Raw genomic sequence first — 12,543 nt, 5'->3', positions numbered from 1 at the left:
TTAAGCATGGACAATCAACCAAATAACCCTTTGCACGGTATCAAACTTGTCGACATCGTAACCCAACTTGAAGAAAAACTTGGCTGGGAAGGCCTAGCTGAGCATGTTGATGTGCGCTGTTTTCAAAATGACCCAAGTGTTAAATCAAGCTTAAAATTTTTACGTAAAACACCTTGGGCCCGTGAAAAAGTTGAACAACTATACATTGATACTTTCTCCTCTCAAAAGGCCGAAGATGACGCACCTTTTGAATGGAAAAGTATTAAAAAATAACTGTTAGGTTTCGGCCATTATCACCGAAAGTGACTTCGGTGATACCTCTACCACCAGCTTTTCTGCTGTTTTAACCTCACCATCAATCACATAACTAATGTCTTTTTCTGCACTTACAGAAACTCGTTTAGCATTTGTATGATGGCTATTAATGGCAAAGCTTGTTTGCGTTATGCTTGAAAATACTAATTCAGCAATACTTAACGTACTGGCTTTAGCCTCTGAGTTAGGCGTTAACCAATTAACATCAAGTAAACCATCATTATGATCTGGCTGACCTGCTGATTGAGCCAACAATGTAGTAAACGGCGCTGCATTTGCAATGATTAAACTATTGGTATTTATAGACTGAGGTTCATTGTCGTCTAATGTAACTGTATAATCTTGCGCTTCATGTTCGCTTAGTGCCTGCCAAAATCCTTGTAAATAAGCTAGTTGGCCGGACTCATTTTTAGCATCTCGATGCGCCTTTTCAATCATTTTCTGCTCAAACCCAATTCCTGCTAATAACAGCATTCGCTCGCCATTACACAAAGCGGTATCGATCCGACTTGCCTGTCCCTCAATAATAAGTTCACAAGCTTGTTCGACTGGGATTAACTTAGATTGGATCCCCATTAATACATGAGCTAATGCATTAGCAGTGCCTAAAGGAATAATGCCTAACTTACAGTCGGTATTGACTAATACACTGGCTACTTCTGTCACTGTACCGTCACCACCACATGCGATAACAACATCGGGATTTGTTTCTATAGCCTCTTTAGCTAATTGAATACCGTCCACTTCTTCTGTTGTAGTGTGTACAGTTAAATCATAATATTCACTTAACCTTGCGGTTATCTGCTTTTTCTTTTCTTGCCACAGCTTTGTACCAGAGACTGGATTAGCAATTAAGACAGCTTTGTTTTTAATTAGTAAATCGCCTCGACGATGACGTTTTATTAAGTGACGAAGTTGGCGCTTGTTTAAATTAGCAGTTTCTCGAGTTTCTTTGATTTGCTCCAAAACAGTATGAACATCTGCATCTTTATCTTGGCTTAGTAAGTATGCAGCCATAACAAACACTGAACGACCGCGACCTAATGCGCAATGCACAACAACACGTCTATCAGCCTTTACTTGATGGTGGATCCAGTTAATTGCTTGATGTAATTGCGCACGAGTTGGCACACTGTGGTCTAAAACGGGGATATTCAAATAGCGAATATTTTCTTGGGTCGATGACCATTCAAGGCCATCAAACTCACAGGTAACATCTAAGATTGCTGTAATCCCTAACTCTTTCATGGTGTCAATATCTGATGGAAAGAGCCTGCAAGCTAAAAACAGATGTTCATTTATTTGTTGTAAGGGAGGCACTTTATCATGCTTACGAGACCAAGCATTGTATATTTGAGCCCCTAGTAAAAAGGGAATAAACGCCCAACGAATGTAAATTGGTATTACACCGTTTTCACGCTTTCTGAAAATTCGCGCAATGTTAAAAAAATAAGCGCCACTGACTAGTAGTAGCGACAATGCAGCCCAATAAAAAAATAGCGCAAAATATACGAGCTCAACTCGAATAGCCACGATTATAAAAATAATTGCCAGCGCAAGATAGCTAAATGCTGCCCACATAATCACTCCTTGTTATTTTAATCATATACATTAATGCAAGTTTCTTTCCACACAGCAGATAAGCCCTAAACAGGCACTTTAGATGAAAAAATAAGCTCTTACCTTTATTTCCTATCGATAAGTTTAGGACATTTTTTCATTATGCTATGAATAACTTACACATTTTTGTACTTAACTTGATTTTCTGAGCTTGAGAAAACAGACTTCTATTTAAAGTGCTATATGTTGAACTTGCAAACACAACTAATTGGCAAAAATGATTAAATATTAACGCGGATTGCTATCAGTGTGATGAAAGTGAATGCGTAATAAAAAACTTCACAGAATCACTTTAACTGAACAGGAGTAACGGAATAAATTACCTTGCAGAGCTTAATCTATTCCCTTATCAAATGGTAATAGAAGCGTTTTCATCGCTGGACGAAGTGCTTTTAAAAGCTCACTAATGTTTAATGAAGGATTAAGCATCTTACGCAACAAGAGCCCCCCCATCACAGAAAACATCACTTCAATACGGGCATTCACTTCTTCAAGTGCGGTACCTTGTAACGGCCCTCTTTCACCAACTAACAATTCGCGCATAGAATCACGGGCGTGGCTATCTGACTCACGCAGTAAGTTAGCTATTTTTTCATTGCGCGCAGCTTCTGCGAGCATTTCTAAATCAAGCGCACCTTGATTTAAATCGGTATGGCGCTCAACACCTCTATCGAGTCCATCTAGCAACACGGTGACACGATCGCCCGGCTTATCTGCAAACTCTTTAAAGATTGAGAACATTTCTTCCATATCACGCTCAACAATCGATTCTATAATCGCTTCTTTACTAGCGAAATAATTATAGATATGGCCTGCACTCATGCCTGCTGTTTTAGAAATTTCAGCCATTCCCGCGCCATGATAGCCCTTACGTCGAAAACAATCCGCTGCAGCACAAAGCACTTGATTACGTCTTGCCTCAGCAAGCGCAGGGTCATTGTGTCTTTTCGTTTTTTGCGTCATGGTTTCTCCAAGCTCTTTTGAAATGGTTAACTTTTACTTAAACAAGGTTTACAGGATCTTAATATCACAGGAGAGTCAAAACAACTAAGATCCTGCAAAACCTTAAATAAATTATGCTTTTGCTGTTTTAATGCACATTTTTTTGCGCATTCCAGCCACCACCAAGTGCTTTATACAAATTAATTTGGCTAGCAAGATACGCTTGTTTACCCAAAATTAACTGTTGCCCAGCACTGTACCAATTTCGTTGCGCATCCAACACTTGCAAGTAACTGTCTGCTCCTTTTTGAAAACGCGCATCTGATAAAGTAAAAGATAACTCATTACTTTGGTACAAATCGTTGAGTGCATCTAGCTGATGCATATAACCTTCTCGATCAGCAAGGGCATCAGATACTTCTTTAAATGCTTGTTGTATGGTTTGCTCATAGCTAGTAAGCGCCATTTCTTGTTGTGCCTTTGCAACATCGAGATTGGCTTGATTACGACCCATATTAAAGATAGGTAAGTTAATCGATGGTACAAAACTCCAAGTCCCAGAGCCCGAATCAAAAAGATTACTCAAATCAGCAGAGGCCGTTCCGGCATTGGCGGTTAAACTTATACTCGGATAGAATGCCGCTTTTGCCACACCAATATTTGCATTAGCTGCCAATAAATCATGCTCAGCGGCCTTAATGTCTGGTCGTTGCGTCAGTAACTCTGACGGCAACCCCACAGGCACATCCGGTAAGTTCAGTACATCATCTATATTTTGATTTGGTAGTAAATCAGCAGTGACGGTTTTACCCACTAGAAAATCGAGAGCATTTTTATCACGCTTTAGTAAGCGCTGATAGTTTGCAATATCGACCTTAGCGGTTGCTACTGTACTTTCCAGTTGCGATAGCGTTAACTGAGACGCAGCGCCAAGAGCAAATGTTTTACGGGTTAGTTCTAAAGACTCCTGCTGAGACTTTAAAGTCTCGTTTGCAAGCGCCAATAGCTCTTTATCCGTCGCATAGTTAAGCCACGCATTCACTAATTCCGAAATCAAGCTAATGCGCACACTGGTTAAACTGTATTCAGCGGCATAGAGGTTTTGTAAAGCTTGCTCTGATTGGTTGCGCACTTTGCCCCAAAGATCAATTTCGTAAGCAGTTAAGCCAACAGTCGCTGAATAGTTTTCAGAAATAGTCGCTTGACCAGTACCAGATAAATCTGCCGGAAGACGCTGACGAGTTCCCGCTGCATTTAAATCAATGCTTGGGTAAAGCGCAGAATCTTCAATCTGATACATCGCTCTTACCTGCTGCACATTGAGTGCAGCAGTTTTAATGTCTTTGTTGTTTTCAAGTGTTAGTGCGATCAATTGTTGCAGCTGATCATTAGTGAAAAATGACTGCCAATTAAGTGCATTGATATCACCTGCAGTACCTTGAACATCATAGTTTTGAGCAACGGGTAATTCACGCTGCTCCATATCTGGCGCCATATTACAGGCAGATAACAAAAGTGCAGCAACAGACACTGAGATAAGTTTAGCTTTCATTATGCCTGCTCCTCTTTAGTTGACTTTGTTTTACCAGGGAATACACGGCGCACCAATACAAAGAACAATGGCACAAACAACACCACAATGGTCGATGACGCAAGAGTACCGCCAATAACAGCAATACCTAGTGCGTTTTGTGCACCCGAACCTGCACTTGATGCAATTGCAAGTGGTAGTACACCACACACAAATGCCATTGATGTCATAAAGATTGGACGTAAACGAAGGCGAATAGCAGCAACAGCAGCATCGACAAGTTTCATACCCTCGTCCATTTTATGAATCGCAAACTCTACAATTAAGATGGCATTTTTTGATGCCAGACCAATAGTGGTTAATAGACCCACTTGTAGATAAATATCATTTGATAAATTAAATACAAATGAGGCAATCGATGCACCAAATACCCCAAGCGGTACAATTAGCATAACCGCCGCAGGCACGGACCAGCTCTCGTATAACGCCGCTAAACAAAGGAATACAACTAACAATGAGAGTGCATAAAGTAATGGTGCTTGACCACCGCTTAAACGCTCTTCATATGAAATACCTGTCCATTCGAACGCCACACCTGGCGGTAACTTCTTAACCATTTTCTCAACTTCGGCCATCGCTTGACCTGTACTATAACCCGGTGCAGCAGCACCTTGGATTTCCATCGCTGAAAAGCCGTTATAACGCTCAAGACGCGGCGAGCCATAAGTCCAATAAGATTGAGCAAACGCAGTGAATGGCACCATATCGCCATTGGCATTGCGCACGTACCACTTGTCTAAATCTTCTGGCACCATGCGTGATTCAGGCGTACCTTGTAAATACACTTTTTTAACACGACCACGGTCAATAAAGTCATTTACATAGCGACTACCCCAAGCCGTTGATAACGTATTATTGATATCTGCTTGAGTCAGACCTAATGCTTCAGCTTTGGCTAAGTCAATATCAAGCTCCAGCTCTGGTTTATCTTCTTGACCATTTGGGCGCACACCCGATAACACAGGGTTTTGTGCCGCCATACCTAAAAACATGTTTCGAGCTTCAAGTAGTTTGTCATGTCCTAAACCAACACGGTCTTGTAGGTATAAAGTGAAACCATTTGCAGTACCGAGCTCAACAACCGCTGGCGGTGGGAAAGCAAACACAAATGCTTCTTTAATGGTTGAGAAGTATCCCATGGCTTTACCAGCAACAGCGCCTACTGATAAATCAGGGCGTTGACGTTCATCCCAGTGTTTCAAGCCAACAAAGCCGATTGCTGCGTTTTGCCCAGAACCTGCAAAGCTGAAACCTGTTACCGTAAAGATAGATTTAACCGCTTCTGATTGATCTTCTAAGAAGTGGTGTTCCATCTTTTCAACAACTTTTAAGGTTTGTTCTGTTGTTGCTCCAGCAGGTAGGCTTACTTGGTTAAACAAAATACCTTGGTCTTCATCTGGTAAGAATGCCGATGGTAATTGTGAGAAAATAAACACCATGCCACCCACGATTAAACCGTAAATAAGTAAATAGCGTTTACTGTGTTTGATCATACGAGACACAAAACCTTGTGTACCCGAGTTTGTTTTATCAAAACCACGGTTAAAACCAAGGAAGAAACGACCAAATAAAGACTTATCATTATGAACATGACTTGGTTTTAGCATTGTTGCACAAAGGGCCGGCGTTAGAATTAACGCAACCAGCACTGATAAACTCATTGCCGTTACCAAGGTGATTGAGAACTGACGATAAATAACACCTGTAGATCCCGGGAAGAACGCCATAGGCACAAATACTGCCGAGAGCACCATGGCAATACCCACAAGTGCGCCTTTGATTTCATCCATTGATTTACGTGTCGCTTCAAGAGGAGACAAGTTCTCTTCTGTCATTACACGTTCAACGTTTTCAACAACAACGATCGCATCATCAACCAGTAGACCAATGGCAAGGACCATAGCAAACATGGTTAGAGTATTAATTGAGAAGCCAAACACTTTTAAGATGGCAAACGTACCTAGCAATACAACAGGTACTGCAATAGTTGGAATAAGTGTTGCTCTGAAGTTCTGTAAGAATAAGTACATGACCAAGAACACCAGCACAACAGCTTCAATTAGAGTGCTAACTACTTTCTCAATTGAAAGTGATACGAATGGTGTCGTATCGTAAGGAACAACGGTTGTTAAACCTTCAGGAAAGAAAGGCTCAAGTTCAGCAAGTGCCGCTTTTACGCCATCAGCTGTATCAAGCGCATTAGCACCACTGGCAAGCTTAACACCTAAACCTGATGCCGGTTTGCCGTTAAAACGCGCAACAACACCATAGTTTTCACCACCTAATTCAACATCGGCAACGTCACTTAAACGAACAACCGAGCCATCAGCATTGGTTTTTACAAAGATATTTCTAAATTGCTCAGGTGTTTGTAAGCGGCTTTGCGCAGTCACTGTTGCATTCAGTTGTTGGCCACTCACTGCTGGCAAGGCACCCAGTTGACCTGCCGACACTTGTGCATTTTGGGCACTGATTGCAGCGCTAATATCAGCAGGAGTTAATGAGTACTTAAGTAATTTAGCTGGATCTAACCAAATACGCATTGCATATTGCGAGCCAAAAAGTTGTACTTCACCCACCCCGTTAACACGAGAAATAATATCAAGTACGTTAGATGAAACATAATCACCGATATCGATGTTGTTCATGCTACCGTCTTCAGATACAAAGCCTACAACCATTAAGAAGTTACGAGCCGATTTTGCAACCGAGACACCTTGACGTTGTACTTCCTCTGGTAATAAAGGTGTTGCTAACGACAATTTGTTTTGCACTTGAACCTGTGCGATATCAGGGTCGGTATCTGCACTAAAGGTTAACGTTAAAGTCGCAGAGCCGTTCGATTCAGAGGTTGACGACATGTAGAGCAAGCCATCGAGCCCTTTCATTTTTTGTTCAATAACCTGTGTAACCGTATCTTCTAAAGTACGGGCCGACGCACCAGGGTATGAGGCTTGAATACTAATTGCAGGCGGTGCAATTGATGGATACTGCGCAACCGGCAAACTTCTAATTGCTAAGATACCTGCCAGCATAACAACGATAGCAAGTACCCATGCAAATATGGGCCGATCAATAAAAAATCGTGACATTAAGTTTCTCCGTTACTGGCTGTTAGCTACTGATTCTGCTGGCATTGCGTTTACTGGGGCACCTGGGCGGATTTTCTGTAAACCTTCAACAATCAGCTTATCGCCATTATTTAGGCCATCTGTCACTAACCAGTTTGAGCCTACAGTACGGTCAGTTTTCAGCACACGTGCTTCAACGGTGTTATCTTTACTTACGACCATGGCAGTAGGTTCACCTTTGGTGTTTCTGCTCACACCACGTTGTGGTGCTAAAATCGCATCACTTTTCACACCTTCAACAATCACTGCGCGAACATACATACCCGGTAGAAGTAATTTTTCAGGATTAGGAAATTCAGCACGTAAAGTCACAGAGCCTGTACTTGGATCAACGGTTACTTCAGAAAATTGTAATGTGCCTTTGTGTTGATAAGTGCTGCCATCTTCCATTATTAATTCAACTTTTGAATGTAAAGCGGCATCTTTATCAAGCTCACCTGCGGCGATAGCTTTTTTCAAACGTGTTAGTTCACTGCTTGACTGTGTTAAATCAACATAGATTGGATCAAGCTGAGTGATAGTAGCTAATGCTGTTGCTTGATTAGCGCTAACAAGGGCACCGGCAGTGACATCCGATTTACCAATTTGACCACTAATTGGTGCTAACACTTTGCTGTAGTTTAAATTAATTTCAGCAGTTTTAAGCTGTGCTTGAGCAGTCAATAAGTCGGCTTTTGCACTTTTGTATGCCGCATCCGCTTCATCATAATCTTGCTGACTGACAGCTTTGATATTCAATAGCTCTTTATAGCGTTCAGCTTTTGCTTTGGCATTAGCAATACTTGCTTGAGCTTTAGTAATAGCGGCTTTGCTGGTAGCGACCTCTGCTTCAAATGTAGATGGGTCAATTTGATATAAGGCTTGGCCCTTTTCTACTTCAGCACCTTCAACGAACATACGAGACTGAATAATACCGTTAACCTGTGGACGAATTTGCGCGATACGTGAAGCAGCCACACGACCTGGCAATTCTTTAGTTAGCGTAAGTGGTTTGCTTTGCATCTCAATAACACCAACAGGTACAGCTTGAGCTGCCTGCGATTGCCCTTGAGCCGATTCTGATTGGCCGCAGCCTGATAATAAAACAGCACCAGCCAAAGCTGACACTGCAAAAAATGGAATGCGAGAGCGCTGCATGTGTAGTTCCTTAATTTAGAATGAACGATCATTCTAAACTAAAAAAGGCACAGATCAACCACCTTTAAGTATCTTTACATTAAATATTTTGCTTGCTTTGCAGTGTGTTTTTTGTGCAACAAATAAGTTGCTAAATGAATAATTTAGCAGCTAGTTAAGAAAATCATTTTAAAACTATCAGTTAGAACTGCTTATTAGTCACCTAAGCACATCCCCATAGCCCGGGCACTGCTTATTAACGAATGCTCTAAAGGGATAACACGATATTCAGAAGTTGCGGCTTTTAAACTGATTGGTTTAATTTCACCCTCTTTACTTACGGGGATAAAACCAAACTGGCCTTTCTTAACAAGTTCGAATGCTTGCACCCCAAACTCTGCTGCAAGCACCCTATCAAACGCATTGGGTGTGCCACCACGTTGAATATGCCCTAACACAGTGACTCTTACATCAAGGTCAAGTGCAATACGGATCTGTGAGGCTAGTTGCTCAGCAATTCCACCTAGCACTGGGTTTTCGTAGCCAAACTCACTTGATTGTTTACTTACAACACTTCCTGCAACAGGTTTAGCTCCCTCTGAAATAACGATATTTGCAAATCCATGGCCATTATCAAAACGTGATTTAAGTTTTGCTTTAACCACTTCAATATCGTAAGGAATTTCAGGAATAAGTGCTACTTCAGCGCCTGCTGCAATTGCTGAATGTAAACAAATCCAACCCGCATCACGACCCATAACTTCCGTCACAATCACGCGATTATGACTTTGCGCAGTTGGTATTAATCGATCAATGGCTTCTGTTGCAGTGTCAACGGCAGTTTGAAAACCAATTGTGTAATCAGTGCCATATAAATCATTATCAATGGTTTTTGGCACGCCTACGATATTTAAGCCATGCTCAAATAAATGCTGAGAGATTCTGTGAGAACCATCGCCCCCGATATTAATGACTGCATCAAACCCCAATTGTTTCAAAATACTTATTAACTCATCTGAACGGTCAATAAATACTTGCTCGCCTGCTATCTCTGCAGGAAATGCGGTAGGATTCCCTTTATTAACTGTTTCTAGAATTGTGCCGCCACGAACATGAATACCGGCCACTACTTCACTAGTTAAGTGAATAATATCATTTGGCTTTTCAAGTACACCACAGTAAGCTCTTCGGCTTCCATATACCTGCCAATTGCCATCATGTTCGGCTGCTTTAACCACAGCTCTGATCACCCCATTTAGCCCAGGGCAATCACCCCCACTTGTTAATATCAGTAATTTTTTCATTCTATGACCAACTTCGTTCACTGATTAATTAGAGATTAGCTTATATGTTGAACTTTCGCGTATGACTTACATCAACTAAAGTTCGGTTTTTTATGATTAGAAAACAGCGCTACAAAAAGTATTAATAATAGATACTTAGGCAAACTTGCAAGCAAAGTCGTATTATCAAAATTTGCAGAAAAGGTGTTAACAGCAAAATATAAATGCAGTGCTAAAAAAGGTGTCAGTAATATAAAATATGAATACGCTTTGTCTTTTAGGTAGAGCCATTTACTTAATAATAAGAACACAAAAAGTAATGCTATTAGTGGGATACCTAACGTAACAATATCAATCACTGTTAAAGCAAATTTAGGTGACAAATCATAAAGAGGTGTAAGAATTTCGCTAGGGATCGCTAAAGCTGAGCCAACCCCTACTACTGGAATAGATAAATAAGCAAACAAACAGCCAAAAATAAATAAAAGTAGTAGATTATATTTCATTAACTCATTCCATGATTTGTTCGTTATTAGTGTTACGCTAACTAATAACGAACAAATAATCTACTACTTTTTCAGTAATTTTTAGTGTTAAAAGGATTTAACACTAAAGGCTAGATTCTCTACAGCACAGCCCGTACTACTTTTATTAACACGGTAATAATGCGTATCTTCAGTAGCATTTAAATCGAGTAGAAACTCATCATGCTGGGCTACAGCTTGTTGTTCTTGAGTTAAACACATAGCTTGCACAAGCGAGCGCAATTTAGCATCAGAAAAAATAGTGCCAAAACGCTGCATCGGTAATCGCGGAATTTTAATACTAGGCAGTGCATTATCAACAGTTCGCTTCGCAAGACTAAAACCATCCTTTGTTACATCAATAACCGCCCCTGCTGGCCAATAACTGATTGCTCCTTTGTTTTTAGCGTCTGTTTGAACATGTACTACACCACTTTTACCAATCACCGTCATTAATGCGGTTTCACCTGCTCGAATTGATACAAGCGCCGTAGTTTCATCAATGCCAAAACCATGTTTTTGCCCTGAATCTGCCAGTAGTCTAGCCAAGCGCATGGTTCTGTTGCGCTCGCTAAAATGAGTATCTAGAACCCCGTAAGTAAAGCTACCTAAACCGCCTTGTTTTTCATAGGTTAATGAATCTGCTGAAAGGCTATTATCACATTCATTTTTACAGCGCTCACTCGGTGGTGAAACAGCAAATGCTCCAGCTCTTAATGCTGCTAAACTAGTCCCATTAGAAATCATAGGCACCGAACCATAGGCATTCTTACCACCACTTTGCACCGCTGTTCCTGCACTTGTGCCAACAAGTAATGGCCTTTGTAAGATTGCGTGAGTCCAAGGGTATTGCTTGCCGTTATCATCAAAAAGCACCTGTCTAGTTAAGCTCTGATCACCACCGTTAAACATAATGCCCGTTGCGTTTTCAATCAGTTTAACTAAATGCTCTACCCCTTGATCACAAAGCGCTTTTTCGGCCTTAACTCGGTCAGGATAAATAGTCTCACGGTTAAAAACAGCCATTCTCTCAGTACGTAAAGCATCTAAATTCTCACATTGCTTACTGGTAATCGCTCTTGCTAAAGCGGGTGTTAAAGGTAACCACTTTGATTCGACACCATTAAAGCTTAATAATCCTTCATAAAAATCTGCTGATTCATAAGGGTCTCTGCTTGAAGCTGTAACCGCTAAAATGGTTGGTGATTCATCCGTTGTTTTTAACGAAGCAGACACAAAGTCTAAAATATCACTTGCTGCACTTTCATTGTTATCCGGTACACTAACTTGCTCTTTTTGTCTTGTTGAATCGGTTGTTAACACAGGAACTTCGAGACTATCTTGCACGAAGTTATACTCTTTATCTGTTAACGTGTTCAATAACGTATTATCTAAATCACGCCATGCCCATAAAATATCACTTTTAGTGTTCACATCAGGTTGTTGACGTGCAATCTGTGTTAACACCTTAAGCGTTTGCTGGCGATTTTTTTCATTATTTGTTGGCCAGTTTGTCTTTATTGCAGATAAAGCATCATTATTTAATCGAAATTGATTAGTTTGTTTACCACTGATCTGTTTATTAGAAAGGCAATTTTTAGGGCTCATACTTGAACAGGTTGTCAATGCCCCACCAATTAAAACTAACGTTTGCTGTTGCTCGCTTGCATAAACTTTACTGCCAAATGACGCGAAAACAACACTAAATACCCCAAAAATAAACCCAATGTGGTATTTAGCATTTTGCTCCTTAAGGATGTTCATATTGTTACACTCTTGTAAAAAAATATTAGAAAATTACTTGCACAGCTTTTTGTTGCTTGCTATAAAAAAAAGGAACATTTAAAACGCGAGTAAGCTAGCACTGTATTACTAGCTTTGTCAAAAGACCTTACGGATTGGAATTATGTTGAAAAACGCATTATCGCTTTGTACATATTTCTACTCTCCACACTACCTTTCGGAGTGGTTTGACGAGTAGCCACACCTCACTTCCTGTGAGGGGCTAGTTGTGTCTATAA

Annotated in this window: 9 protein-coding genes; 1 reads left to right on the top strand and 8 read right to left on the bottom strand. The window is 40.7% G+C overall.

What is annotated here, in order from left to right; genetic code table 11:
* Positions 1 to 6 precede the first annotated feature (6 nt).
* A complete protein-coding gene (locus tag QL229_RS13840; protein WP_138556565.1) occupies positions 7 to 273 on the top strand; it encodes a VF530 family protein in 267 nt (88 codons plus the stop codon).
* A gap of 3 nt (positions 274 to 276) precedes the next feature.
* Here the strand turns inward: QL229_RS13840 and QL229_RS13835 are convergent, their stop codons facing one another.
* The 8 genes from QL229_RS13835 to QL229_RS13800 form a co-directional block, all read right to left on the bottom strand.
* Positions 277 to 1,896, bottom strand: coding sequence for a diacylglycerol kinase family protein (locus tag QL229_RS13835; RefSeq protein WP_138556566.1), 1,620 nt, complete (start codon positions 1,894 to 1,896; stop codon positions 277 to 279).
* Positions 1,897 to 2,268: 372 nt separating this feature from the next.
* A complete protein-coding gene (locus QL229_RS13830) occupies positions 2,269 to 2,898 on the bottom strand; it encodes a TetR/AcrR family transcriptional regulator (RefSeq protein ID WP_138556567.1) in 630 nt (209 codons plus the stop codon).
* A gap of 127 nt (positions 2,899 to 3,025) precedes the next feature.
* A complete protein-coding gene (locus tag QL229_RS13825) occupies positions 3,026 to 4,429 on the bottom strand; it encodes an efflux transporter outer membrane subunit (protein ID WP_138556568.1) in 1,404 nt (467 codons plus the stop codon).
* Complete coding sequence (locus tag QL229_RS13820; protein WP_138556569.1) at positions 4,429 to 7,560, bottom strand: efflux RND transporter permease subunit; 3,132 nt, start codon at positions 7,558 to 7,560, stop codon at positions 4,429 to 4,431. Before QL229_RS13820 ends, QL229_RS13825 begins: the two co-directional genes overlap by 1 nt.
* A 12-nt stretch (positions 7,561 to 7,572) precedes the next feature.
* Complete coding sequence (locus QL229_RS13815) at positions 7,573 to 8,736, bottom strand: efflux RND transporter periplasmic adaptor subunit (RefSeq protein ID WP_135926564.1); 1,164 nt, start codon at positions 8,734 to 8,736, stop codon at positions 7,573 to 7,575.
* Positions 8,737 to 8,930: 194 nt separating this feature from the next.
* Positions 8,931 to 10,019, bottom strand: coding sequence for an ATP-dependent 6-phosphofructokinase (locus tag QL229_RS13810; RefSeq protein ID WP_138556570.1), 1,089 nt, complete (start codon positions 10,017 to 10,019; stop codon positions 8,931 to 8,933).
* Positions 10,020 to 10,090: 71 nt separating this feature from the next.
* Positions 10,091 to 10,504, bottom strand: coding sequence for a hypothetical protein (locus tag QL229_RS13805; RefSeq protein WP_138556571.1), 414 nt, complete (start codon positions 10,502 to 10,504; stop codon positions 10,091 to 10,093).
* A gap of 87 nt (positions 10,505 to 10,591) precedes the next feature.
* Positions 10,592 to 12,286, bottom strand: coding sequence for a cyanophycinase (locus QL229_RS13800; protein ID WP_138556572.1), 1,695 nt, complete (start codon positions 12,284 to 12,286; stop codon positions 10,592 to 10,594).
* Positions 12,287 to 12,543: the final 257 nt, after the last annotated feature.

Origin of the sequence: Pseudoalteromonas sp. PAR1 (assembly GCF_947311895.1) — a bacterium.
GTDB lineage: Bacteria > Pseudomonadota > Gammaproteobacteria > Enterobacterales > Alteromonadaceae > Pseudoalteromonas > Pseudoalteromonas lipolytica_C.
This window is presented reverse-complemented; position numbering and strand designations above follow the sequence as displayed.

Excerpts from the sequence above, each read along its gene's own strand:
- QL229_RS13810 (WP_138556570.1), bottom strand. The coding sequence starts at position 10,019 with ATGAAAAAATTACTGATATTAACAAGTGGGGGTGATTGCCCTGGGCTA.
- QL229_RS13840 (WP_138556565.1), top strand. The coding sequence starts at position 7 with ATGGACAATCAACCAAATAACCCTTTGCACGGTATCAAACTTGTCGAC.
- QL229_RS13820 (WP_138556569.1), bottom strand. The coding sequence starts at position 7,560 with ATGTCACGATTTTTTATTGATCGGCCCATATTTGCATGGGTACTTGCT.
- QL229_RS13815 (WP_135926564.1), bottom strand. The coding sequence starts at position 8,736 with ATGCAGCGCTCTCGCATTCCATTTTTTGCAGTGTCAGCTTTGGCTGGT.
- QL229_RS13835 (WP_138556566.1), bottom strand. The coding sequence starts at position 1,896 with ATGTGGGCAGCATTTAGCTATCTTGCGCTGGCAATTATTTTTATAATC.
- QL229_RS13825 (WP_138556568.1), bottom strand. The coding sequence starts at position 4,429 with ATGAAAGCTAAACTTATCTCAGTGTCTGTTGCTGCACTTTTGTTATCT.
- QL229_RS13830 (WP_138556567.1), bottom strand. The coding sequence starts at position 2,898 with ATGACGCAAAAAACGAAAAGACACAATGACCCTGCGCTTGCTGAGGCA.
- QL229_RS13805 (WP_138556571.1), bottom strand. The coding sequence starts at position 10,504 with ATGAAATATAATCTACTACTTTTATTTATTTTTGGCTGTTTGTTTGCT.
- QL229_RS13800 (WP_138556572.1), bottom strand. The coding sequence starts at position 12,286 with ATGAACATCCTTAAGGAGCAAAATGCTAAATACCACATTGGGTTTATT.